This window comes from Candidatus Nitrotoga sp. 1052, assembly GCF_927312905.1.
GTDB lineage: Bacteria > Pseudomonadota > Gammaproteobacteria > Burkholderiales > Gallionellaceae > Nitrotoga.
This window is the reverse complement of the sequence record NZ_CAKMHQ010000041.1, coordinates 1-25,559: the sequence shown is the minus strand read 5'-3', so window position 1 is coordinate 25,559 and position 25,559 is coordinate 1. Positions and strand designations below refer to the sequence as shown.

The window sequence follows — 25,559 nt, the reverse complement described above, 5'->3', positions numbered from 1 at the left end:
CTAGCAGACTGTCGGACTTCGAGTTTTGAGGCAGCGTAACATATTGTTTTTTATATATAAATTAATTTGATTAAATAATGGGCGCATCAATTTAATCAATGAGTTACAAGAGAAGTCCGACAGGCTCCTAGGTACTGAAGAAAATATTCCTGAGGAAAACCATCAAACCTAATGCGAAGCGTTTTATCGCTAAGCATGATTTTCTTTGTTACCTTCCTTGCAATGACGCAAGCTCCTACAAGGTCAATAGTATTTGCTCGGCTTAGAATAAAATCGCCGCTCCGAATTAAATAGGCATCGTTTTCTTTCGATGTATCAGTGCAGGTTTTGCTTTCTGATTCGTCATATTCACCCCACGTCACAGCGCTTACTTTTGCTACTCCGATTTCATTAGCACGTGGTTCACGTTCGTCGCACTTAAAGCTTTTTCCCGCATCAATAGAAACAACAAAGTCGCCCAATTTGCACCACCCCCATCCCTCCGGCAGTTCGGGCAGTTCGGCGAGTTCTTCGGCGGTGAGCGGTGGCAGGGGTTTCGGAGTTTTGGGTTTGCTGCCTTGTTTGCCGGCGGCTTCCCAGTCAGCGAGTTGGTGCTGGTAGCGTTGCGCGCGCTCTTGCTGGATGCGCTTGAGCAAGGCAGCGGCAGTTTCAAGTTTGCCCTGATTCTCCGCGCGCCACTGCGCAGTGAGCTTGCCCTCGAAGGCGTGTTTCAGCAAGGCTTGGCGATACACCTTGAGCTGCGCGCGGGCGGTCTTCAGGTTTTCGATGCCCTTGTCCAGCTCGGAAAAGAGCTCCTCGATTTTGGCGACGATGCGGTGTTGTTCGTTGAGCGGTGGAAGCAAGACAGTCTCGTTATAAGCATGATTTCTGCTCAGGCCAGGTATGGCGGTTGATGCTTCAAGCTTCGCTAAATTTAACGATTTAAACAAATAATATGAAAACTTCAAACAGAGATGTTTGTCATCTCGCACATAGTAGGTAGTATCAATCGGCCAGAGATTATCTAACGAATAACTTACTGAACCTGCCGCCCCTTTTCGGCCAATAATTATCGCGGGCCCTTTAACTAGAAACTGATCGTGCATTCCCACAATGCCGCTTGAACCGTAAACGTGATACTTCCCAGACGAAGCTCTTGAGCCCTTGATCAAAGACTTCCCATATTCAAAATTGTATAAGTTGCCAAGTCGCGTCGAAATCCAGCCAGTTGGTAAATCGTTTATTACGTTACTCATACCCGCTCACATACAGCTGCATCAATCATTTCCAGCACTGCATTCGTTTCCAATAAAACTTGCCGGTTATCAAACCGTAAAACACGCAAGTCCAAGCCTGCTAATGCTGCATCACGGCCTTGATCCTTTGCTTGATGTTCAGCTTCATAATGCTGACTACCATCAAGTTCAATCACCAACTTTGCCGCCGGGCAATAAAAATCCGCAATGAATGAAAGCAATGGCTTTTGCCGATAGAACTGCACGCCTTGTATTTGCTTGCGTCGGAGGTGGTGCCATAGCATTCGCTCGGCATCGGTCATGTTAGATCGGAGCGTGCGTGAGTTTTCCTTAAGTTTTGCGTTGTAGTGTTCCAATTCAAATCCCCCTCAGTCCCCCTTTCATAAAGGGGGAAGACAACCAGCGCCGCAATTCCGCTTTTAATTCCCCACTTTGAAAAAGGGGGGCTAGGGGGGATTTGCATCACGCCACCAATACTTCATTCAATTCGTCCAGCAGCGGTTCCATCTTCGCGCCAAACAATTGATACATCTTGCCCAGCCCGCCCTGCCCGTCGAACGGCGACATCTCCAGGTCATCGCGTTCAATATGAAAAGAATTGGCGACGTGGTCGCGGATCATGCGCAGCCAGTCCATTTGTTCTTCGTTGAACTTATTACCGCCGCCGGAGTGGTGTTTCATCACCCAGTTCTGGAAGTTGCGGCGCACGGTGTCGTCGAAGGTGGAGAGCTGGGCATCCATGCCGCAGACGCGGCGTATCAGCGCGACCAATGCCGTCAGCTCGCTGATGGGCTGCGCGCCTTTGTAGTCGTCCAGCTGGCGGTAGGCTTGCCACACGCGCAACGGGGCGAGTTTGGGTTTGTCGGATTTGAGTTTGTCCAGCGCTTGGCGGATCAGGTCGAAGCTGAGTTCGCGCCTTCTGTAAGGCTGGCTGAAGAAAATGGTGAGTGCGGCGATGTTGTCCTGATTCGATTTCAGGTAATCGGCAAATTCATTGGTGAGGGCTTGCGCATTATTGGCGGCGTCTTTGTCCCATTCGGCTCGCACCACGCTGTCGAGGTTGTCGTGATCTATGGTCTGTTCCTTGTCGCGGCGGATGGCGTCGATGAGTTCGACCAGTTCGCCATTCAGCACTTTCGCGACTTCGCTCACCAATTGTTGTTGCGCCTGCTGGCGTTTGTCGTCGCCGGGGTCGGTGTCGATGGGTTGCCCAGCCAGCTCCAGCGCTCGGGCTTCGATATTGTCGGCATCTATCGCGCCGAACAGTTTGCCGACCAGCTGGGTGAGTTCCAGGCCTCCGGCGGCTTCGCGGATGCGGCGCCGGTCATCAACATCCAGTTGCTTGTTGAGGCGCGCCAAGCGTCCGGCGAGTGAACTCACGGTGTCTTCATCGGTCGCGCCCATCATTACCTGCATCGCCAAGTCTTTGAGCGGCACGGTGGGCTTGGTGATAAGCGGCTGGCTGGCAGTCTTAAGCGATTTGGTCACGCCGATGGCATCGACGATGACATAGTGGGTCTTGGCGCTGACGGCGGAGGGGGTGACTTTTTTCAGGTCGTCCATGTCCAGCGTGCGCGTGCCCCGGCCTTTCATCTGCTCGAAATAGTTGCGGCTTTTCACGTCGCGCATGAACAGCAGGCATTCCAGTGGCTTCACGTCGGTGCCGGTGGCGATCATGTCCACGGTGACCGCGATGCGCGGGTAATAGGCGTTGCGAAAATCCGCCAGTACCGACTTGGGGTCTTCCTCGATCTTGTAGGTGAGTTTTTTGCAAAAGGCGTTGCCCTCGCCGAACTCTTCGCGCACGGTCTGGATAATGTCGTCCGCGTGGCTGTCGGTCTTGGCAAAGATCAGCGTCTTGGGTACTTCGGTGCGTCCGGGGAAAATCTCCGGCAGTTTGTCGCGGAAGGTGCGGATGACGGTGCGGATTTGATCCGGGTTGACGATGTTGCGGTCAAGCTGCGTGGCGGAATAGGCTTCGTCTTCGTCCTGCTGTTCCCAGCGTTTTTTGCGGGTAAGTTTTTCGCGCCGCTCGACTTGCTGCTGGGCATCGATTTGCGCGCCTTGCTGGGTGATCTGTGTTTCGATCACGTAGATTTCATTGCCGACATTCACGCCGTCGGCCACGGCTTTTTCGTGGCTGTAATCGCTGACCACGTTCTTCTTGAAGAAGCCGTAGGTGCGGTTGTCCGGCGTGGCGGTGAGGCCAATCAGGCTGGCATCGAAATAGTCGATCACCTGTTGCCACAGGTTGTAGATGGAGCGGTGGCATTCGTCGATGAAGATGAAGTCGAAAAACTCCGGCGGGACTTTTTCGTTATAAACCACGGGCATCGGCGCTTTGGACTGCTTCAGCTCCGCCGGGTTGATCTCTTCGGCGGTTTCGTCCAGCGGCGTGTCTTTGAGGATGGAGTACAACCGTTGAATAGTGCTGATGCACACCTGGCTATCTTTGGCGACAAACGCTGACTTGAGCCGCTGCACGTTATATAGCTCGGTGAACTTGCGGTTGTCGTCGATCGGCACGTAGGACATCATTTCCTGCTCGGCCTGTTCGCCAAGGTTTTTAGTGTCGACCAGAAACAGGATGCGCTTGCCATGAGCGTGTTTGAGCAGGCGATAGATGGAGGTAATTGCGGTGTAAGTCTTGCCCGCACCAGTTGCCATCTGGATTAGGGCGTGTGGGCGGTCGGCCTTGAACGAGGCTTCCAAATTGGTAATGGCGATTGCCTGGCAATCGCGCAAGCGTAATTCCTTGGCGGGAAGCTGGTTTGGGTTGAGCGTTGGAACGTGCTGTAAACGTTCACGCAATGAATCATTCTGAGATAGCCATTCCTTGAGTGTTTCTGGACGGTGAAAACTGAACACCTCGCGCGAACGCGGCTTGGGATCGCGACCATCGGTGAAACGGGTAATAATGCCGGTGCTTTCGTAGAGGAAAGGTAAAGGCTCTTTGTTGTTGACCCACTTCAACTTGGCCGTTGCGTATCCTTCGGTTTGGGTTTCATGGGCAGTAAGTCGCTGGCCTTCTTCTTTACGCTTGGCTTCAATTACACCCACTGCTTTTTTGTCTACGAACAGCACATAGTCAGCTGGGCCAACATCAGTCTGATATTCGCGCACTGCCTGGCCCAATCCAACGTTCAGGTCGATTTTCTTGGCGTGCTGAATAACCCAGCCCGCCTGCTTAAGCAGTGCATCGATGGTGTCGCGGGCTTTTTGTTCGGGGTTTTGGTTTTCAGTCATTGCAATAATAACTCTCACCGATTGAGGCAACGTTATGAGGAATTTTATTCATCTTGAAGGATAGAAGTCAGCTATATCAGATATTCGCGGCTTCCTTACCTTTATTGAGAAATAATAAGATAGCTTTACTGCAGCGCCCACAGCTGCCAGGCTAGCTGTTACGTCAATTTGAAGGGTTTATGGATCCGATCGTTAGCTTCGTCGCGCAAATCATTTTGCGCGACGAAAAAAATGGTCGCCGTTCAAACCATTATCGCTTTACTTGGTTTATTGCTCCACATTCTGCTTTAAATCCTCAGCATTTTTTATCCCGGTCTGTCCTACTTTTTTGGCTTGTTCAAGCTCTGTATGTTGCTGCTGAAACAATTTGGCGGACTCGGTCTTGGGTAGGGGTGGTTTCGAAGGTTTTTCGCCACAAGCGGTGATAGCCAGAGTTGCGGCGCCCAAAGTACAGATCAGTGTCAGGCTTCTTATTTTCTTAAATGTGTTTACGATTAATCCCATGGCATCTCCGATTTAACTAATGTTGAGTTTCAGTTTTCGCTGGCTGGGCTGCTGATGGTTTAGCAGGTGGTTGCGGCTGATGGGATGAAGTTTGAGAATAACCTGCCGTATCCAGTCCACCGCCCCACTGCTCAGCCTGAAAACCCTTGAACCAAGTTTTTCCCACTGCGAGTGTCGGTACGCCTTCACTACCAGATAACTTCTTGAAAGCATCGAGCTCTTCTTTGGTACGCACGTTGTTTTCTGTAAATGGAATGCCGCGCTTATTTAGGAATTCACGTGCTTGTTTGCAAGGATCGCCACAATTCTCGGCTATATACAGAGTGACGGGAAAGTTTTGTTTGGCACGACGTGTTGCATAAGGTAAATCATTCACATCAACTGTTGGGGCAGCGCCAAATTTCTTTTGTTCAACTTTTGCCGCATCCGCCGCCGGGGCATCGCCGTAATGTACCTTGCCGGATTTATCCACCCAACGGTATAGCCCATCTGCCTGCGCACTGCCGCACATTAGCGCTATCAATCCTGCCCATAAGAAACGTCTTCTCATATTGCCCTCATAGAAACGGAACACAAACTTAACTTGCCGCCACCAAACCGCTGTGCCGCAATAGCGCATCAATTGTCGGCTCACGACCTCGAAATGCCACAAAGGATTGCATCGCATCGCGGCTGCCCCCTACCGCCAGTATCTCTTCGCGGAAGCGGAGACCTGCTGCCAAGTTGAGCACGCCACTTTCCTCAAACAGGCTATATGCATCAGCGGATAATACTTCCGCCCACTTGTAGCTGTAATAGCCAGCCGCATAGCCACCGGCAAAAATGTGCGAAAAACTGTTAGGGAACCGGTTGAATGCGGGCGGGATAAGTACCGCCACCTTGCTACGCACTTCATCCAGCAATTGCTGGATAGTCTGCGTACCTTGTGGATCGAAGTCGCTATGCAGTCGCATGTCGAACAAAGAAAATTCTATCTGGCGCAAGGTTTGCAAACCATTTTGGAAATTTTTCGCCGCCTGCATTTTGTCGAATAATGCGCGCGGCAATTTTTGCCCAGTATCTGCATGCCTGGTCAAGTCTTGCAGCACATTCCACTCCCAGCAGAAGTTTTCCATAAATTGGCTGGGCAATTCCACTGCATCCCATTCCACACCGTTGATGCCGGACACTCCGAGATCTTCCACTTGCGTTAGCAAATGGTGCAGGCCATGGCCGAATTCATGAAACAGGGTAATGACTTCATCGTGCGTGAAGAGCGCGCGTCTGTCTCCTATCGGTGCAGCAAAATTGCAGTTGAGGTAGGCGACGGGTGTTTGGATTCCGGCTGCAATACGGCGACGCGTGATGGCATCATCCATCCACGCGCCGCCGCGTTTGCTGCTGCGCGCATACAAATCGAGATAAAACTGACCCACTAACCTGCCATCACTGTCCAGAATGTCGTAAAAACTCACTGTTGAATGCCACACCGGCGCTGGCGCAGAGCGGACGGTTAGGCCATATAACGTTTCCACCAACTTGAACATGCCATCCAGCACTCTATCTTCCGGGAAATATTGCTTCACTTCCTGCTCGGAAAAGGCATAACGCTGTTGGCGTAAATGTTCACTAGCGTAGCTGACATCCCATGCCTGCAAATCCGTTATGTTGAGTTGCGCGCGTGCAAATTCGCGCAACTCTGCCAGATCTCGTTCGGCGAAAGGTCGTGCGCGTTGCGCCAATTCACTCAAGAAATCTTGCACTTGTTGCGGCGTGCTCGCCATCTTGGTTGCCAGCGAAAGCTCTGCAAAATTGGAAAACCCCAGCAGATGCGCCTCTTCGCCGCGCAGCTTTAGAATCTGCTTCATCAGCGGTGTGTTATCCCATTCCGGCTTGGATTGATCTTCTGCTGAAGCGTTCGGCGAAAGCTCGCTGGCGCGAGTGCTGTTTGCAGTGTACATACGCTCGCGCAGCGCACGGTTATCTGCGTATTGCATGAGCGGGCCGTAAGAAGGAGCTTTCAGGGTAAACAACCAACCCGTTTTGCCTACCTCTTGCGCCGCTTCGGCAGCAACTTGACGCTCGTCTGCTGGAATACCGGACAGCTCCGCTTCGTCTTCAACCAGCCATGTGTAAGCGTTAGTGGCATCCAAAATATTATCGGAAAAACGCGAGCACAACGTGGAAAGCTCTTCCTGAATGGCGAGAAAGCGCGCCTTTTGCGCTGCCGGTAATTCAGCCCCGCCGAGGCGAAAATCACGCAATTGATTCTCAATAATTTTCTGACGTGCCGCACTCAAAGTCGCAAATTCTGCGCTGGAGTGAATGGCTTTCACCTTCTGAAACAATGCGAGATTTTGCGCCAGCTCGGCGTAGTACTGCGTAATCTTTGGCAAATTGGCGTTGTATACTTCGCGCAGCGGAGCCGAGTTCATCACTGCATTTAAGTGCGAGACTTGCCCCCATGATCGCGATAAGCGCTCGTTGGCATCCGCTAACGGCTGTATGAAATTGTCCCAGGTGGGGGTAGCTACATCGGCCAATAGTCGCTGGCATAGCTCGCTATTTTCAGCTAAAAGTTGATCAAGCGCCGGCGCAACGTGTTTAGAGCGGATTTCCTCAAAACGCGGTAAACCGGAAAAATCAAGTAATGGATTCATAACTTTAAAACAACCTTTCATTTATGATTCATTTTAGTCTGCTAACAGGCAGATTCAAGTACAGATCGTAGCAGATCAGCATTAACTATCACGTTAATGTTTAATATAGGGATGAATTTACTTAACCCCTGCACAAAGCCAGGCACCATTCATCTCCGCATGCGCTGAGTGAAAATTACCACAAAAATCTTGTGGCGATCACGACACAACAGACGAATAATCTAAATCAAGATGTTTTCTTCGTCTTCAAGAAAGGCAGTTGCGCTAACTCAAAGTAACCGCGGTTTCGTCATCGACAAGCAGCGTCTCTCCCTGAGCAGGATTTCGAATTCCTCGGCGGGAATCGGCATACTGAAAAAATAGCCTTGCATTTCGTCACAACGATGCAAGCACAGAAAGGATTTCTGCTCCTCGGTTTCGACCCCCTCGGCGATTACCCTGAGTCCCAGATCATGCGCCATGGAAATGATGATCTTGGCGATTATCGCGTCATCCCGGTTGGTGGTAATGTCGCGCACGAATGACTGGTCTATTTTAAGAAAGCTAATTGGAAAATGCTTGAGGTAATTCAGGCTTGAATAGCCGATGCCGAAGTCGTCAATCGCGAGTTTCACCCCGATCTCCTTGAATTGAGTGAGTGTAGTTATGGCCGCCTCTACATTCTGCATGACCATGCTCTCGGTCAGTTCCAGCTCAAGATAGGAGGGGTCCAGTTCGGTCTCTTTCAAAATACGGGTAACTATTCCAACCAGATCCTGCTGCTTGAACTGGCGCGCCGAAAGGTTGACTGCGATGCTCACTGGCTTGAGCCCGGCAAGCTGCCACGCCTTATTCTGTTCGCAGGCGGTACGCAACACCCATTCCCCGAGAGGCACTATCAAGCCAGACTCCTCTGCCACCGGGATGAACTTGGTCGGGTAAAGTAAGCCTTGGACGGGATGTTGCCAGCGCACCAAAGCCTCCATGCCTGTGATTTCGCCACTAGCTAGATCCACTCGCGGCTGGTAATGAAGAAGAAACTCCTGGCGATTAATTGCTTGTCTCAGGCCGTTTTCCAGGGTTAGCCGCTCTAATGCCTTGGCATTCATTTCGGCGGTGCAGAACTGGGCGTTGTTGCGTCCTTTGTTCTTGGCCAGGTACAAAGCGCCATCGGCGCTCTGAAGCAGTGCCTTGACGTCCTCGCCGTCCTTGGGATAGAGCGCAATACCGATACTGCATGTAACGAGTAGCTCGTGGCCTTCAATAGTCAGTGGCTTAGTCATGAACTTGAGGATTTTCTGCGATACCATCCAGGCATCGTCTTCCGATGCCATATTCTCCAAGATCACCACGAACTCGTCCCCGCCAAGGCGCGCCACAGTATCACCCTCTCGCATGCAGGCGGAAAACATGGCGGCAACCTGTTTCAGCAAAATATCACCGGCATGATGGCCCAGACTGTCGTTTACGTTCTTGAAATTATCCAGATCTATGAACAGCACGCCTAACCTATCCCCGTGACGATGCGAGCTGGTCAGCGCCTGAGCGAGCCGATCATGGAACAGGGTGCGACTGGGAAGTCCGGTCAGGACATCGTGATAAGCCAAGTAATTAAGCTTCTCTTCCTTCTTGATGTACTCCAGTGCATATGAAATATTTGCGGTCAGCTCGGTAAGCAGTTTTACTTCTTCCATATCGAAGAAATTCGGCTCTGAAGCATAGAGAACGAATAAGCCAACCGGCTGGTCGTCTCCCATCAAGGGGAATACGCCCATGGAACGGTAGCCACGCTGCAATGCATCTATATGCCAATAGGCTAGCTGGGGGTCGGAATCAATGTCGTTGCAGACAACGGGCATTTTTTCCTGTAGCGCCCGCACTATCAATACTAAAGCATCCGCCTCGTTGTTCCTGATGGCCAAGATGATTTTGCCAAGATATCCTTCATCAAAGCCCGACCAGGCCAAGGGTGACAGCCCCGTCCCATTGGCGTCCACCGATCCTATCCAGGCCATCCTGAAATGGCCGTGCTCCACTGCGATACGGCAAGCTTCAGCAAATAACTCCTGCCGGTTCCGAATACGAACAATGGCCGCATTGATGCCGCTCAAGATTGCATAGAGGCGGTTGAGTCGAATGATTTGGGTCTCCGCGCGTTTGCGCTCCGTGATCTCCTCGTTTCGCCCGCGTACAGCCTGCTCCAAGAGCTGATTATGCTTGGCGAGGAAATCACTGTATTCTTTCAAGCGTAGCAGGTTGCGCACGCGCACCCACAACTCGGCACGATCTATCGGCTTGGTAAGAAAGTCTTCTGCCCCGGCGCTCAGCCCGGCCAGCTTGGAACCGCGGTCATCCAACGCGGAGAGCATAATGACGGGAAGGTTGCGGGTGGCGGGATTGGCCTTGAGCTTGGCCGCAACATCGTAGCCATCCATGCCGGGCATCATGACATCGAGCAGAATTAAATCCGGGGGCTTCTCCGCCACCATCGCCAATGCCTCGTCTCCGCTGTTAGCAGTAACGGTAAGGTAGCCTTCCGGCTTAAGCAAGACCTCCAGCAAGCTCCTGTTTTTGGGCTCATCATCCACAATCAGGATTGTTGCTTTACGAGCAGTCATGGTGGACTTTCTTCTTTGTTCGGCTCCATTGAAGAATATGATGAATAATCACGCTTCGCCAACTGTGCCTTGATCTCTGCCAGCAATTCCTGATAGCGCAGCGGCTTGACGATATATCCATCACAACCCGCGCTGCGGCAGCGTTCCTCATCACCTTTCATCGCCAAAGCAGTAAGTGCGATGACCGGAATGGTGCGCGTGGCGTGGTTCTGCTTGAGCAGTGCCGTAGCGACCAGGCCGTCCATGCCGGGTAACTGGATATCCATCAGGATCAAGTCGGGCTGCTCAGTTTGCGCTAACGTCAAGCCAACCTCCGCATCCAAGGCGCTAAGCACGCTGTAACCTGCCTTTTGCAAGAGAAGTACTGCCAGTTTCATGTTCGCGAGGTTGTCCTCGATCACCAATATTTTTGCCATGTCAGTAATCTTTCCGGCGAGACATCAATGCCCACCGCACCTCGCTGAGAAAGTGGTCTTGGCTCAACACAGTCTTTTCCATAATTTTCTTTACCTGATAATCGAACGCGACACGGTCCTCGGCGGTGATTTGTTTGGAGGTAACGATCAGAATCGGGATACGCTCAGTGTCAAAGCTGTTTTTAAGCGCCAGCACCACGTCAAAACCATTCACTTCCGGCATCAGCAGGTCGAGTACGATCAGGTCGGGCAAAATACGGTACGCCGCCTCAATTGCCTCACGCCCACCATAGGCCCTTACTACCACGTAGCCAGTATCCCGCAGATAAATGGCAATGATTTCCACCGCCTTGGGATCGTCGTCCACCACCAATACCGTTAGCGGTTGTCCGGGTAATGACGGATGTAGGCCAAGATCGGTCAGCGTATCATACAGATCCGCGCGGCTGATTGGCTTCTGTAGCACCGCCGATGCACCAAGGGAGAGACCCATGCTACGGTCTGCAATAATTGAAATAATCACCACCGGAATGTGAGCCAGCGCAGGAATTTTCTTGATGCAAGTGAGAAACTCCCAGCCGATCTTGTCTGGCATCAAAATGTCCAGCGTGATTAACGCCGGGGGCTGTTGCATGACGAGATCGAGTGCATCCTCAACGCTAACGGCGCGCAGTGAGCTGATACCTAACGACTCCAGTTGGATGCGGATTAACTCGGCCGCCCGGTCGTCATCTTCCACCACCAAGGCGAACCGCTCTCCTGAACGGCGGAGCGCCTTCAATGGTGACGGGATGACCGGATCGGCTGGTTCTTCGGTCAGAGTGGCTGACGCTTCCTCCGTCCTCCATAGCGGCAGCCAGACCATGAAACTGGTGCCTTGGCCCTCGGCGCTTTCCACCGCCACAGTGCCGCCGTGCAGTTCAACGAGACTCTTTACTATCGTCAAACCTAATCCCGTCCCTTCGAATTTGCGCGCCAAACTACTATCAATCTGGCTGAAAGGCTCGAACAGCCGCTCAAAATTTTCATTAGCGATGCCGATGCCGCTGTCGGTGACGCTGATTTCGATGAAATCCGTAATTTTGTTGTCGCGCAAAGGGAAGCTCAGCCCTGCCCATCGACCGGTTAGCTGGCCGACTTGGGCGCGCGACACGCGGCGGGCACGCAGGGTGACATTGCCACCTTCAGGAGTAAACTTGACTGCGTTAGATAGCAGGTTATAAACGATTTGCTTTACCTTGCGCACGTCTGCCTGGATATCGTCCAGCTCATCGGCGATATCCAAATTGAGGTGAATGTGCTGGGCAGCAGCTTTCTCCCTGACCATAGACAGGCTGTTGGAGAACAGCAAGGTCAGATCGATCGGCTCCAGATGGAGGGTCATTTTGCCGGCCTCCACTTTTGACAGATCCAGGATGTCGTTTATCAAAGACAGCTGATGCTGGCCGCTATCTAAGATGTCACCTATATAGCCACGTTGCTCATCAGTCAGATCGCCCATCAGGCCATCCTTGAGCACTTCAGAAAAACCAATAATGGCGTTAAGCGGTGTTCTTAATTCGTGCGACATAGTAGAGAAAAATTCCGATTTCATCTGGCTAGCCGCCTCCAACTCAACGTTCCTCTGCTGCACCTGCTCATGCTTTTTCTGCTCTACCTCTGCTTGCTTTTTGGCGGTCAAATCCCTTGTCACCACGATATGAAGCTGCCCCATATTGAAACGGATTTCACGCGTTTTGAATTCCAGCGGAAAATTTGTGCCATTCTTGCGCATGCCCACCACTTCCCTGCTTAATCCAGGAGCCGTGGGTTTGTTCAACTGCTGATGTCGTTCAAGAGAACCATTATGCTGAACTCGGCTTGGCTCCTGCGTCAGCAGGCTGGCATTTTTACCAATAATCTCGTTTCCTTTGTAGCCAAAAATCTGCTCCGCCGCCGGGTTGAAGATTTCGATCACACCGCCTTCGTTAATTGCAATGATGCCTTCATCCACGTTGTCCAGCACTGCACGGGTGCGCGCTTCGCTGTCGCGTGCTTGGCCGATGACCTTCACCAAGTTATCGTGTATTTCCTTCAGGGCCTTCATCAGTTGGCCAATTTCATTTGTTGCGCGTACTTCGATTCGCTGCGTCAAATTGCCTGCGGCAACGCCCCGGGCAATCCTCACTACGTCCTCCAGCGGCCGGGAAATGGCACGGACAAGCATAAAGCCAATCCATATAGCCAACCCCAGGCCAATGATTGCCGTAGCGATGATAATGTTGCGAATAATATCGTAGCGGCTCTGTACCTCTTCATATTCCTGCTTAGTCACACTCAATTGCAGCTTGCCAAGTGTCTTGATTCCTTTCCCAGCTGGGAGATAGAGCGGGCGGATAGCTTCCACGACGATTCGGCTCGCTTTCTTTAAGTCGTTTGCCCGCAAAGCGGCGGCGGCTGGATTTAGACCCTGGGTAACGAATTTTTTATAGTCATCGGCAAATTTTGCCGCCAGTATCTTTTCTTCGGGCGTAAGATAGGTGGCCATGTAGGCTTTCCATATCTCGTCAATCTCCGCGTCATTCTTTTCTAGCTTTGCAACATTACTGCTAATTTCATCAGGCGTCGACGCCACCAGGCTAGCCGTTATGGCGATGCGGTTTTGCAGTATCAACGATTCAATGTCCGTCAACTGATCGAGTGCAATGATGCGGTCCTCATAAACGGTTTTCAGACTGTCTCTCGCCTTGCTCATTCCAAACAGGGAAACCGACTCAATTCCTAGCAGGGTGACTGCAATGAAAAAAAAGGTAACGATCAAGCGCGATTTAATGGTCAAATTTTTAATCATATTTTTTCAAGGGTAATGGTGTATGCAGCGGTGAGGCATCTGTGATATGTCTAACCACACTGTTTCCCAATGCTCTGGGCAAACTTTAATTATTTTAGAAAAGCCTATTATTAAATTGCCACTCTAAATCTACAGATTGCGCACAACCAAGGTTATTGACCAGCCTTTGATTGATAAACAAGCTGCCCATCAACCAGGGTATAGCGCACGCGACCCTGCAACTCCATACCGATGAATGGCGTATTCTTGCCCTGGCTTTTCAATGCCGCAGGTTCAACCTTCCAGTACACTTCTGGATCGAACACGCACACATCGGCAACGGCTCCGACAGACAAATGTCCGGCGTCCAGACCTAATATGCGCGCAGGCTGCAGCGTAATCTTGGCGAGCCCCTCGGCGAGCGCACGGCGGCTCTGCCTCGCCCATTTGAGCGCCAGCGGTAGCAGCAATTCCAGCCCGGTAGCGCCTGCTTCGGCTTCGGCAAAAGGCAGTTGCTTGGCATCCTCGTCCACTGGTGTGTGATCGGAACAAATTGCGTCTATTGACCCGTCGAGCAAACCGGCATGCAATGCATCGCGGTCGCGCTGACTACGCAACGGCGGTACCAGATGGCAGTTGGCATCAAAGAAACCGATATCCATTTCGGTTAGGTGCACATGGTTGGCAGACGCATCGCAGGTAAGCGTCAATCCCTGTTGTTTGGCGGCACGCACCAGTGCCACCCCTTCTGCACTGGAGATACGACAGATATGCAGCCGCACGCCGGTCTCACGCGCCAATTGCAACATGGTGGACAGCGCAATGGTCTCCGCACACACCGGAATGGCGGGTAAGCCCAGACGCGTCGCCACTTCGCCATCGTGCGCCACGCCGTCGCGTGCAAGGAAGCTGTCCTGCGGGCGCAACCAAACACTGAAACCGAAGGTGGCGGCGTATTGCATGGCGCGCATCAGCACACGAGTGTCAGTAAGCGCAGCATCGGCTTGACTGAAGGCTATGCAACCGGCATCGGCCAGTTCAGCCATCTCGGTAAGTTCCGCACCTTTCAGCCCGTAGGTCAGCGCGCCGATCGGATAAACGCGCGCCTTATGCAATTCACGGGCACGATACTTGAGCATCTCTACCAGACCCGGTTCATCCAGTGGTGGATCGGTGTCCGGCGGGCATGCCAGTGTCGTGATGCCGCCGGCTACGGCTGCATCCATCTCGGATTCAAGCGTGGCCTTGTATTCGTAACCCGGTTCGCGCAGACGCGCGGAAAGGTCGATCAAGCCGGGAGCAACCACAAGACCTGTCGCATCAATCACCTGTTGCGCCACAAAACCTGCTGGCGCACTGCCAACAGCAGCCACTTTACCCGCTACGATAAATAAATCGCGGAGGCCATCAATCTGATTTTTCGGATCAATTAAATGCCCATTTATAATCTGGATATTCATCACCCAACTCCCGCCAAAGTGCTCATCACCGCCATCCGTACCGCAATGCCAAAAGTGACTTGTGGCAAGATCACCGATTGTGTCCCATCCGCAACGCTGGAATCGATCTCTACACCACGATTCATCGGCCCCGGATGCATCACGATGGCATCCGTTTTGGCTAGCACCAATTTTTCCTGGGTGAGACCATAGTACTTAAAATATTCTTGTGCGCTGGGCAATACCGCGCCCTGCATGCGCTCGTTCTGTAAGCGCAACATCATTACCACATCCACATCGCGCAAGCCCTGCGCCATGTCGTGATACACCTGCACTCCGAGTTTATCGACGCAGCTTGGTAATAATGTCTTGGGCGCGATGACGCGGACTTCTGGCACACCCAAAGTGGTCAGCGCATGAATTTGCGAACGCGCCACGCGCGAATGAAGTATATCGCCGACGATAGCCACTCGCAGGTTATGAAATTCTTTCTTGTAGTGACGAATGGTGAACATGTCGAGCAGCGCCTGTGTTGGGTGCGCATGGCGCCCGTCACCGGCATTAATAACATGGATTTCCGGCGCAACGTGCTTGGCGATGAGGTGGACTGCGCCGCTCTGCGAGTGGCGCACCACGAACATGTCAGCGTGCATGGCGCATAAATTATCAACGGTATCAAGCAAAGTTTCGCCTTTACTGGCGGAGGAAGAACCAATGTTCAAGTTGACTACATCGGCCGAAAGACGTTTGGCAGCAATTTCGAAAGTAGTACGGGTGCGGGTGCTATTTTCAAAAAATATGTTGAATATAGATTTGCCGTGTAGTAATGGAAGTTTTTTAATGTCGCGCCCTTCAGCCACGCTCATAAAGGAAGCCGCTGTGTCTAAAATGCCGCGCAAGATAGGTGCTGGCAATCCCTCAGTCGAGAGCAAGTGCTGGAGTTCGCCATGTTTATTGAGTTGTGGATTATTCATGCAATTTGTTCTATCGAGGGCTCATCAAAATAGGCTTGCAGAATTTGCTGCGCTGCGACTTGGTCGAGCAGCGGCTTTTGCTTGATGCCACGTATACCCATCTCAGCCAGCTGCAAACTTGCGGCAGTGGAAGTATATCGTTCGTCCACTAAAATGGTAGGCAAATCAAAGCGCCCCTTGAGGCGCTGAGCGAAGCGGCGACATAAGCGGGTTAGTTCGTGCGGCGTGCCATCATCATGACTGGGTAACCCCACTACTAACGCAGACGGCTCCCATTCACGGATAAGCTCAGCGATGGCAGCGAAGCGCTGCCCATTATGTTCGCCATGCAAGGTTGTTAATGGCCGTGCAGTGCAGGAAATTGAATTGCCTACCGCCACGCCGATGCGTTTAGTGCCAAAATCAAATCCCAGCAAAATACCGTGTACTGTAATAGCAATGCCCTCGTCAGGCATGTCCCGCATACTCTGAGAGCGATGCATAATCCACTCCCAGCAGCGCCATTGCAGCAAGCAAGCGTTCCTCTGAAGGCAACTCGAATAAAATGTGCTCAGAGGCTGGCACGGTAAGCCAGGCGTTTTGTGTTAACTCATGCTCTAATTGCCCCTGCGCCCAGCCGGAATAGCCCAAGGTCAGCAGCAGGTTTTTGGGCTCTAATCCTGCGCCTACCGCCAGCAGAATATCCCTGGAGGTAGTCAGGCCAAGATTGTCGTTGATGGCCAGAGTGGATTGCCATTGACCCAACGGTTTATGCAATACAAAACCCCGATCAGTCTGCACCGGCCCACCAAAATACACCGGCATGCTGCTTAATTCAAACTCGCCCATCGGAATTTTGGTTTGCTCGAACAACTCGCCAAGTGTGAGATTGGTCGGGCGGTTCACTATAATGCCCAACGCGCCTTGTTCATTGTGTTCACAAATATAAACAAGTGTCTTGGCAAAAGGAGAGTCTGCCATGGCTGGCATGGCAATGAGAAAATGATGCCTGAAATCAAGTTGCGACATGGTTCCTATTGTAATCCATAAAGCAACCTCTTAAGTCAAGAGAATTATTGTACCGAGCAAAGAAAGCAGCCAATTACCACATGGCTGTCAAAGCCCTAGGCGTTTCCATATTTCCAACGAAGGAGCAGACTGGTTGAGCGTATAGATATGGAGGCCAGGCGCACCACCGGCGAGCAGACGTTCGCACAGCTGCGTGACAACATCAAGGCCGAATGCCTGTACGGATTCGTTGTCATCGCCATAACTTTCCAACATTTTTCGCATCGAGCGTGGAATTTCTGCTCCGCATGCATCTGAGAAGCGCGCTAACTGCGAGAATTTCATGATGGGCATTATGCCGGGCACGATGGGAAGGGTGATGCCCATCTTGCGACACTCATCGACAAAGCGGAAGTAGCCGTCGGCGTTATAGAAATATTGAGTGATAGCAGAATTTGCTCCGGCCATTACTTTGCGCTTAAAGTTTAGCAGGTCGTCGCGCGGCGATTTCGCTTGCGGATGGAATTCTGGATAGGCTGCCACCTCGACATGGAAGTGTTCGCCAGTCTCAGCGCGGATGAATGATACCAACTCATTGGCATAATGAAATTCGCCAGAAGTGGCCATCCCGGAGGGCAGGTCGCCACGCAGTGCCACGATGCGCTTAATCCCCATATTTTTGTAGGTGTGCAAAATCGTGCGAATATTCTCACGTGTAGAGCCGACGCAAGACAAATGAGGCGCGGCTTCATAGCCATCGGCCTTGATCTGCTCTACCGTTTCCAAGGTGCGCTCACGCGTGGAACCGCCCGCGCCGAAAGTCACCGAGAAGTATGCGGGCTTAAGTACTGCCAATTGCTTGCATGTGGCGGCGAGTTTGTTTGCGCCTTCTTGCGTTTGTGGTGGAAAGAATTCAAAACTGAATGATTTAAAGTTTGTCATGATCGATAATCACCGGTCCTGCTGCGAAATTTTTTGCCGCAGGAGCAGCGAGAGTACAAAGGAGAAAACACTATATAACAAAGCACCCATCACACCGGCCCAAAAGCCATTGACTTCGAAACCTTTCAGCACCGAACCGGCAAACCAGAATAGCAAGCCGTTAATGACAAGGATGAACAAGCCAAGCGATAGCACGGTGACTGGCAGGGTAAGCAGAATCAGCAGGGGCCGCAGAAGCGTATTAATGAGACCCAATAACAATGCAGCAATTAATGCGGAGATAAAACCTTCCACATGAATACCTGGCAACAGGTAAGCAACCGCCAGCAGTGCTAACGCATTGAGAATCCAGATCAGCATGAGTCGCATAAGGTTGCCTTTGATGTTGTTTTTGAGTGTGTGGAACTCACATTTTAATAGCGATAATGATCCGATTTGTAAGGGCCTTCCTTAGGCACGCCGATGTAAGCGGCTTGTTGGTCTGTGAGCGTACTCAGTTGCGCATTAAGTTTCTTCAATTGCAGCACCGCCACTTTTTCATCCAGGTGTTTAGGCAAGGTATACACACCGACCGGATATTTGCCGGTGCCCTTTTCTGCCTCGCTCCACAGCTCGATCTGGGCGATGGTCTGATTGGCAAATGAGGAGCTCATCACATAAGAAGGATGGCCCGTGCCGCAACCTAGATTCACCAAGCGGCCTTCGGCCAGCAGAATAATGCGCTTGCCGGGTTGACCATCTACTGCGGGGAAAATTATGTGATCGACTTGTGGTTTGATGTTATCCCAAGTGTAAGCCTTAAGCGAGGCAACGTCGATTTCGTTGTCGAAATGGCCAATATTACACACGATGGCCTGATTCTTCATTTTCTTCATATGCTCATGAGTGATCACATGATAGTTGCCGGTGCAGGTTACGAAAATATCGCCATGTTCAGCAGCGTAATCCATGGTAACAACACGATAGCCTTCCATGGCAGCTTGCAGCGCGCAAATCGGATCAATCTCCGTTACCCAAACTTGGGCAGACAGTGCGCGCATTGCTTGTGCCGAGCCTTTTCCCACATCTCCATAACCGGCAATAACAGCAACCTTTCCCGCAATCATTACATCGGTTGCACGTTTAATGCCATCCACCAGCGATTCTCGGCAACCGTACAGGTTGTCGAACTTGGATTTGGTAACCGAATCGTTGACGTTAATACCCGGAAATTTCAGCTCGCCGCGCGCATGCATCTGGTACAGACGATGAACGCCTGTTGTAGTTTCTTCCGTCACCCCTTTAATAGTCGCCAAGCGTTTGGAATACCAGCCAGGCTGCGTAGCAAGGCGCTGTTTGATAGCAGCATACAGAAAAGTTTCTTCTTCCGAAGTGGGCTTGCTGATAAGCGACGCATCTATTTCGGCACGCGCCCCCAGATGCAACAATAAGGTCGCATCGCCACCATCGTCCAGAATCATGTTGGCGTGATTGTCGTTAGGCCATTCGAAGATGCGATGGGTATATTCCCAATACTCTTCAAGTGATTCGCCTTTGATCGCAAATACCGGTGTACCACCCACAGCTATGGCTGATGCCGCATGATCCTGGGTAGAATATATATTGCACGAAGCCCAGCGTACCTCTGCACCCAAGGCTTTCAGGGTTTCAATCAGCACGGCAGTCTGGATGGTCATATGCAGCGAGCCGGCGATGCGTGAACCGCGCAACGGTTGTGCGCCTGCATATTCTTCGCGAATCGCCATCAACCCCGGCATTTCAGTTTCGGCAATGGCGATTTCCTTGCGTCCCCAAGGAGCAAGATTGATGTCGGCAATTTTGTAGTCGGTAAATCCAGCGTTGGTAACGGCGTTCATATTTCTCTCCATTCAAGTTAATGAATGAGCGCCGTTGCTACAGATACACCCCAGCGTTCCAAGCCTGGCCTCGCCTGATGCAAGGTCGCAGCGCCCCTCGGAACCGGAGAAGCTAAAAATTGTTCGATATAACACTTTTGATGATTTTAACACAATCACAGCGGCTGTTTGCAACCCGAATGCGACGCCAGAGGCATTGCGCAAGCAACTGACAACCTGCCACTACACGCTGTTGCCGGTATATGAAGGGGCAATCGACAATAAACGGCTTGATTCTTGAATATTTGCTGGATTTCCCTGAAGTAGGTACCAGCTTGAAGACTACCCAATTGAGATAATCCAGATCCAAGGTCGGATAGTAAGGGTGGTGAAAACTTTCCCAGATCTGCCACAAAATACTGGAGGATTAGCCACAAATTTACAGAGCAATTAAAGCTCGGCTTGATATAACCGATATAAATAAATGCAGACAACCTCAATGAGCCGAGGCGGTCACTTACTGATCATTCTGTACTGAACAGCTTTATATTCCATAACGGATAGCTTAACTTTGTCGCGAATAGTTATTAAGGAAACGCCATGGCAGCGGAAAAACTGAAAAAAAAAGAATTCCAGTACCGATGGGAGGGTAAGGATAAATCCGGCAAGCTGGTAAAAGGTGAGGTGCGGGCTATCGGCGATGCCGTCGCTGCCACACAGCTAAGACGTCTAGGTATTAATGTTACCAGTATAAAAAAAACCCGTAGCGGCGGAGGGAAAAAAATCACCCAGAAAGATCTAACCCTGTTTACACGCCAGCTTGCGGTCATGATGAAATCCGGCGTACCGCTACTACAATCATTCGACATCGTAGGTAAGGGACACCACAACCCTTCCGTTTCCCGCCTGCTGAATGACATTAAAACCGACGTAGAAACTGGTAGCAGTTTGGAACAGGCATTCCGGAAATTCCCGCTGTATTTTGACGATCTGTTTTGTAATCTGATAGGCGCGGGCGAGCACGCCGGTATTCTGGACAGCTTGCTGGAACGTTTGGCGACCTACCAGGAAAAAACGCTGGCCATCAAGAGCAAAATAAAAGGGGCGCTAATGTATCCAGTTGCAATTATTGCAATCGCCTTTATTATCACCGCAGTGATCATGATTTTTGTAATCCCCGCGTTTAAACAGTTATTCTCCAGCTTTGGCGCAGATCTGCCCGCACCTACGCTAATTATGATGAGTATCTCCGATTTTTTCGTTGCTTATTGGTGGGCAATTTTCAGTATTTTAGGAGGCGGACTTTACACCTTCTTCTACTTCTGGAAACGTAGCAAAAAAATGCAGGACGTCATGGATAGAGCAATGCTCAAGCTACCAATTTTTGGAAATGTAATCCGCAAGGCCTCCATTGCACGCTGGACACGCACACTAGCAACCATGTTTGCCGCCGGAGTGCCACTGGTGGAGGCGCTTACCTCGGTAGCAGGCGCTGCTGGCAACGTGGTATATTCTGATGCGACCAAGATAATCCAGCGGGAGGTCAGCCAAGGTGGCACCCTGACGGCAGCCATGCAAAATGTAGGAGTATTCCCCAGCATGGTACTGCAAATGGTAGCAATAGGCGAAGAAGCAGGCTCACTGGATGGCATGTTAAACAAAGTGGCGGATTTTTTTGAGGCTGAAGTAGATGATGCAGTGGCGGCACTGGCCAGCCTGATGGAGCCTGTCATCATGGTGGTGCTAGGCACACTAATCGGCGGTATGGTGGTAGCTATGTACCTGCCCATTTTCAAGATGGGGCAAGCTGTTGGTTAAATTGCTTATCGGATATCTTTGTATCGTACAGTTAATTCTATAGAGTCGGCCGCCAAATAGTGCAATTCGTCATTCCCGCGAAGGCCGGAATCCAGATGCTCTAATCAATCTATTTGATGGCCGACTTTATAATAAAATTCATCAATCAGTAGCTGATTAATTTACTATGAATTTGCAAAAAGAGTAAATTCATCCTGCTCGGAAGCAGGCTTATACTTGATGAAGACTTCTGTTTCATGGATAATCTTAAAGTTCACATGCCGGGATGGCGGAATTGGTAGACGCGCCGGACTCAAAATCCGGTGCTGGAAACAGTGTGAGGGTTCGAGTCCCTCTCCCGGCACCAACTCTAAATTCATTATCCAAATTGTCAACCAATTAAAGTACCGGAGCGTTAATATCGCTGACACTAATGTCAAAAATGTTTATTAACCTAATTCAAACTGGAGTTCACATGAAACTGTTGTCCACACTGATCGCTGCTGTATTTGCCGTTGCTTCTTTCTCCGCTGTTGCTGCTGATGCGGCTCCTGCTGCTGCCCCTGCTGCAACAGGAGCAACAGCGTCGGACTCTGCTGCTCCTGCTCCTGCTAAAAAAGCTAAAAAAACTAAAAAAGCTAAAAAAGCTAAAAAGGCCCATAAGGCTGACGAACATAAAACTGACGAAGCAGCTCCCGCAGCGGCTCCAATGGCTCATTAATTTTGTGAGCTTTAGAAATGGCAGGGGCAACCCTGCCATTTCTATTTCATCCGATTCTCCGCTTAAAAACAAAATCTGAAACCGGCATGACATGGTCTGAAAACCTAAAGTCGCGGTAGGCGCCGTTATCGCACAATACTGCAAATTTCTTCCGATTGAGGAACACACCCTGTTGTTCAACCAACCTACTGATCATCTGGAACCTAACAAATCTCTGCAAGAAACAGCAGTATGGGAAGAATCAGCTTACGAATTCAAGCTACACTATCTGATTGGCATTTTCCGCTGGTATGCGTCTGTGCATGACCACCTATCTATGCTTCGCCTTTGCCGGACGCGTCATCGCCCTTTTCTCGGAACGGATGCTTGACGCAGACTTTCGTACAATCCAGAACGACAATGGAAGAATTCCATGCCAACAGCATACGCCACCGTAGCCCATTAGTACTGAGCTGCGCAGAGAATTATCTTTGCGGCAAACGCTATCCTCTAGACCTGCTGATATATTATGGCTAACGGATGTATTGTCGTCGGTATCTCCGGCGGAGTGGATTCCGCCGTTACCGCGCTACTGCTGAAACAGCAGGGCTATAAGGTCATTGGCCTGTTCATGAAAAACTGGGAAGATGACGATAGTGACGAGTACTGTTCCTCGCGCCAAGACCTGATAGATGCAGTTTCCATCGCCGATACCATAGGCATCCCCATCGAAACTGTGAATTTCGCCAAGGAATACAAGGATCGCGTATTCAGCCATTTCTTGCGAGAATACGCGGCCGGGCGCACCCCCAACCCGGACATCCTATGCAATTCCGAAATAAAATTTAAAGCTTTTCTGGAACACGCTGTCAATATGGGTGCAGATTCCATTGCCACTGGACATTATGCACAAATCCGCAAGGTAGGCGGCAACTATCAATTACTCAAAGCGATAGACAGCAGCAAGGATCAAAGCTATTTTTTATACCGCTTGAATCAGAAGCAATTGTCCAAAGCGATGTTCCCGCTAGGCATGCTGCTAAAGTCGCAGGTGCGAGAAATCGCACGTCAACATAATCTATCCAACTACGCCAAGAAAGACAGTACTGGAATCTGCTTCATCGGCGAGCGTCCGTTCCGCGAATTTCTCAACCGCTACCTGCCTGCCCATCCCGGCCCGATGTACACACCCGATGGTCAAATGGTCGGGGAGCATATGGGCTTGTCGTTCTATACCATTGGCCAGCGTCAAGGCTTAGGCATTGGCGGGCAAGGCCTGCCTTGGTTCGTGGCGGACAAAAGCATTGCGAACAATCGCCTGATCGTGGTGCAAGGACACGATCATCCAGCTTTGCTGACCACATATCTTAATGCAACAGAACTGCACTGGATTAATAGCCATATTCCTGATATTACGCGCGACTACACCGCTAAAATCCGTTATCGCCAAGCCGATATAAGTTGCCACTTCAACGCGATATCTGACACCCTTGGCAGCTTTAAATTTAGTGAAGCACAATGGGCTGTTACCCCAGGGCAGTCGGTGGTAATTTATGATGGCGAAATTTGTCTAGGTGGCGGCATCATTGCAAATAATCGATAAGTAAACATACCACGTTCTACGAACGTGGTATGTTTACTTTGCCCAGCTACAGTTCTGAATTGAATCCGGAAGAGAGTTTGAATTCAGACCTGAGGCAGGCTATCGGATCAAAAGTCCAAATGCCTACCAAGGAGAAATTGCGTACTGCTACCAACGATCACATGATGATGCTGGAAAGCAACGCGTCGCTTCTTACTTTCATGACCCATGCGTAAAATATGCTGCTTCAAACTATTTAATAGCCGAATCGAAGATAATAGATACGCGTATGCTTCACCAATTCTGTTTTCACATTAAATTTTGCTGTTTTTTTTCCAAGGATTATCTCGATGACACTAACCACACTCACCGCACTTTCTCCCTTGGATGGCCGCTACCATAGCCAGATTGACTCCTTGCGCACTTATTACAGCGAATTTGGCCTGATGCACTATCGGGTTCTGATCGAAATCGAATGGCTCAAAGCGCTCAGTTTGGAGGTGAGAATTCCTGAAATCGAACCGTTCTCCTCCGCAACCCTCGCCTATTTTGATCAACTAATCGCGCAATTCAGTGAAGCTGATGCTGAACAAATCAAAATCATAGAAAAACGCACAAACCATGATGTGAAAGCGATCGAATACTGGTTGCGTGAAAAGCTCTCAGACAATCCGGAAACAAGTAGCAAATTAGAATTTATCCACTTCGCCTGCACTTCAGAAGATATTAACAACCTGAGCCACGCACTAATGTTACGAAATGGGCGCAACGAAGTTATGCTGCCCACTCTAGATAAGCTTATTAATTGCTTACGCGATCTTGCTCATCAATTGGCAGACCTACCTATGTTATGCCGCACTCATGGACAAACTGCCACACCGAGCACACTCGGCAAGGAAATGGCCAATGTAGTACATCGCCTACAACGTGCGCGTACACGTTTGGCCAGCGTAGAAATACTAGGAAAAATGAATGGCGCTGTAGGTAACTACAATTCTCATCTGGCGTCTTATCCTGAGGTGGATTGGGAAACTTTCGCGCAACGTTTTGTCATGTCACTTGGAATCACTTTCAACCCATATACCATTCAAATCGAACCACACGATTACATGGCCGAATTATTCGATGCCTACGCGCGTACCAACTCCATCCTGATTGATCTCAACCGCGATCTTTGGGGCTACATTTCACTGGGCTATTTCAAACAAAAAGTGGTAGCAGGCGAGGTCGGCTCCTCCACTATGCCACATAAGATTAATCCAATAGATTTTGAAAACTCCGAAGGTAACCTAGGTTTAGCGAACGCCTTGCTACGCCATCTTTCCGAGAAACTACCGATCTCACGCTGGCAGCGTGATTTAACCGATTCCACCACACTACGCAACATGGGCGTAGTGCTGGGCTATACATTGCTGGCTTATGAGTCTTGCCTAAAGGGATTGAATAAACTGGAAGCAAATCCGCAACGCATGGCGGAAGACTTGAACAATAACTGGGAAGTATTGGCTGAGCCAATCCAAACCGTAATGCGGCGCTACAGCATCGAGAATGCCTACGACAAACTTAAAAAACTAACACGCGGCAAAGGCGGCATCAACCGCGAAAGCCTGCATGCTTTCATCCATACATTAAATATTCCGGAAGCGGAAAAACAACGCTTATTAGTATTAACGCCAGCTACATATACAGGTAAGGCCAGTGAGTTAGCAAGGCGTATCTGAACCAGATAGTTTAACTTGAAAAGTTTTGTCTATCGTTTCATCAAAATAAAAAACCCTCTCACAATGGAGAGGGTTTTTTATTTGCAAGGAGTCTGACGATGACCTACTTTCACATACGTATGTACACTATCATCGG

Annotated in this window: 20 protein-coding genes, 1 tRNA gene, 1 pseudogene and 1 riboswitch; of the genes and pseudogenes, 6 read left to right on the top strand and 16 right to left on the bottom strand. The window is 50.5% G+C overall.

Annotation, left to right across the window (positions count from 1 at the left end; translation table 11 throughout):
* Window positions 1-95 precede the first annotated feature (95 nt).
* The 16 genes from MJ768_RS09140 to ahcY all read right to left on the bottom strand — a co-directional run bounded on the left by MJ768_RS09140 (window position 96) and on the right by ahcY (window position 19,644).
* Complete coding sequence (locus MJ768_RS09140; protein ID WP_239290757.1) at window positions 96-1,235, bottom strand: restriction endonuclease subunit S; 1,140 nt, start codon at window positions 1,233-1,235, stop codon at window positions 96-98.
* Window positions 1,232-1,591: an endonuclease domain-containing protein gene (locus tag MJ768_RS09135; protein ID WP_239290740.1), complete on the bottom strand. Its 360-nt coding sequence runs from the start codon at window positions 1,589-1,591 to the stop codon at window positions 1,232-1,234. The genes MJ768_RS09140 and MJ768_RS09135 overlap by 4 nt, the downstream gene beginning before the upstream one ends.
* Window positions 1,592-1,697: 106 nt before the next feature.
* On the bottom strand, window positions 1,698-4,481 hold the full coding sequence (locus tag MJ768_RS09130; RefSeq protein WP_239290738.1) for a type I restriction endonuclease subunit R: 2,784 nt from the start codon (window positions 4,479-4,481) through the stop codon (window positions 1,698-1,700).
* 267 nt (window positions 4,482-4,748) lie between these two features.
* Window positions 4,749-4,985: a hypothetical protein gene (locus tag MJ768_RS09125; RefSeq protein WP_239290736.1), complete on the bottom strand. Its 237-nt coding sequence runs from the start codon at window positions 4,983-4,985 to the stop codon at window positions 4,749-4,751.
* 16 nt (window positions 4,986-5,001) lie between these two features.
* The gene (locus tag MJ768_RS09120; RefSeq protein ID WP_239290734.1) at window positions 5,002-5,535 is read right to left on the bottom strand and encodes a glutaredoxin family protein; all 534 of its coding nucleotides are present in this window, start codon (window positions 5,533-5,535) and stop codon (window positions 5,002-5,004) included.
* A gap of 28 nt (window positions 5,536-5,563) precedes the next feature.
* Complete coding sequence (locus MJ768_RS09115) at window positions 5,564-7,624, bottom strand: M3 family metallopeptidase (RefSeq protein WP_239290732.1); 2,061 nt, start codon at window positions 7,622-7,624, stop codon at window positions 5,564-5,566.
* Between the two features lie 269 nt (window positions 7,625-7,893).
* Window positions 7,894-10,221 (bottom strand): EAL domain-containing response regulator, encoded by a 2,328-nt coding sequence (locus MJ768_RS09110; RefSeq protein WP_239290730.1) that lies wholly within the window; start codon window positions 10,219-10,221, stop codon window positions 7,894-7,896.
* A complete protein-coding gene (locus tag MJ768_RS09105; protein ID WP_239290728.1) occupies window positions 10,218-10,637 on the bottom strand; it encodes a response regulator in 420 nt (139 codons plus the stop codon). Before MJ768_RS09105 ends, MJ768_RS09110 begins: the two co-directional genes overlap by 4 nt.
* A gap of 1 nt (window position 10,638) precedes the next feature.
* The gene (locus tag MJ768_RS09100; protein ID WP_239290718.1) at window positions 10,639-13,467 is read right to left on the bottom strand and encodes a Tar ligand binding domain-containing protein; all 2,829 of its coding nucleotides are present in this window, start codon (window positions 13,465-13,467) and stop codon (window positions 10,639-10,641) included.
* Between the two features lie 152 nt (window positions 13,468-13,619).
* The gene (locus MJ768_RS09095) at window positions 13,620-14,906 is read right to left on the bottom strand and encodes a dihydroorotase (RefSeq protein WP_239290716.1); all 1,287 of its coding nucleotides are present in this window, start codon (window positions 14,904-14,906) and stop codon (window positions 13,620-13,622) included.
* Complete coding sequence (locus MJ768_RS09090) at window positions 14,906-15,859, bottom strand: aspartate carbamoyltransferase catalytic subunit (protein ID WP_239290714.1); 954 nt, start codon at window positions 15,857-15,859, stop codon at window positions 14,906-14,908. Before MJ768_RS09090 ends, MJ768_RS09095 begins: the two co-directional genes overlap by 1 nt.
* Window positions 15,856-16,341 carry a Holliday junction resolvase RuvX gene (ruvX, locus tag MJ768_RS09085; protein ID WP_239290712.1) on the bottom strand — a complete coding sequence of 162 codons (486 nt, stop codon included), beginning with the start codon at window positions 16,339-16,341 and terminating at the stop codon, window positions 15,856-15,858. Before ruvX ends, MJ768_RS09090 begins: the two co-directional genes overlap by 4 nt.
* Window positions 16,307-16,867, bottom strand: a complete 561-nt coding sequence (locus tag MJ768_RS09080) for a YqgE/AlgH family protein (protein ID WP_239290685.1) — start codon at window positions 16,865-16,867, stop codon at window positions 16,307-16,309. The genes ruvX and MJ768_RS09080 overlap by 35 nt, the downstream gene beginning before the upstream one ends.
* A gap of 87 nt (window positions 16,868-16,954) precedes the next feature.
* Window positions 16,955-17,788: a methylenetetrahydrofolate reductase [NAD(P)H] gene (gene metF, locus MJ768_RS09075; RefSeq protein WP_239290675.1), complete on the bottom strand. Its 834-nt coding sequence runs from the start codon at window positions 17,786-17,788 to the stop codon at window positions 16,955-16,957.
* Between the two features lie 9 nt (window positions 17,789-17,797).
* Complete coding sequence (locus MJ768_RS09070; protein WP_239290666.1) at window positions 17,798-18,157, bottom strand: phage holin family protein; 360 nt, start codon at window positions 18,155-18,157, stop codon at window positions 17,798-17,800.
* 44 nt (window positions 18,158-18,201) lie between these two features.
* Window positions 18,202-19,644: an adenosylhomocysteinase gene (gene ahcY / locus MJ768_RS09065; protein ID WP_239290657.1), complete on the bottom strand. Its 1,443-nt coding sequence runs from the start codon at window positions 19,642-19,644 to the stop codon at window positions 18,202-18,204.
* A 19-nt stretch (window positions 19,645-19,663) separates the two neighbouring features.
* Window positions 19,664-19,749: riboswitch (S-adenosyl-L-homocysteine riboswitch) on the bottom strand.
* Between the two features lie 474 nt (window positions 19,750-20,223).
* On the opposite strand from ahcY, the gene MJ768_RS09060 reads away from it, so the two are divergent.
* The 6 genes and pseudogenes from MJ768_RS09060 (at window position 20,224) to purB (ending at window position 25,423) form a co-directional block, all read left to right on the top strand.
* The gene (locus tag MJ768_RS09060; RefSeq protein ID WP_239290655.1) at window positions 20,224-21,441 is read left to right on the top strand and encodes a type II secretion system F family protein; all 1,218 of its coding nucleotides are present in this window, start codon (window positions 20,224-20,226) and stop codon (window positions 21,439-21,441) included.
* Between the two features lie 259 nt (window positions 21,442-21,700).
* A tRNA-Leu gene (locus MJ768_RS09055) sits at window positions 21,701-21,787 on the top strand.
* A gap of 108 nt (window positions 21,788-21,895) precedes the next feature.
* Entirely contained in the window at window positions 21,896-22,141 is a 246-nt protein-coding gene (locus tag MJ768_RS09050; protein ID WP_239290653.1) for a hypothetical protein, read from the top strand.
* A 508-nt stretch (window positions 22,142-22,649) separates the two neighbouring features.
* The gene (gene mnmA, locus MJ768_RS09045) at window positions 22,650-23,723 is read left to right on the top strand and encodes a tRNA 2-thiouridine(34) synthase MnmA (RefSeq protein ID WP_239290651.1); all 1,074 of its coding nucleotides are present in this window, start codon (window positions 22,650-22,652) and stop codon (window positions 23,721-23,723) included.
* A 29-nt stretch (window positions 23,724-23,752) separates the two neighbouring features.
* Window positions 23,753-23,952 (top strand): annotated as a pseudogene (locus MJ768_RS09040) (IS630 family transposase); the annotation flags it as partial.
* A 100-nt stretch (window positions 23,953-24,052) separates the two neighbouring features.
* On the top strand, window positions 24,053-25,423 hold the full coding sequence (gene purB, locus MJ768_RS09035; protein ID WP_239290649.1) for an adenylosuccinate lyase: 1,371 nt from the start codon (window positions 24,053-24,055) through the stop codon (window positions 25,421-25,423).
* The last annotated feature ends 136 nt before the right edge of the window (window positions 25,424-25,559 follow it).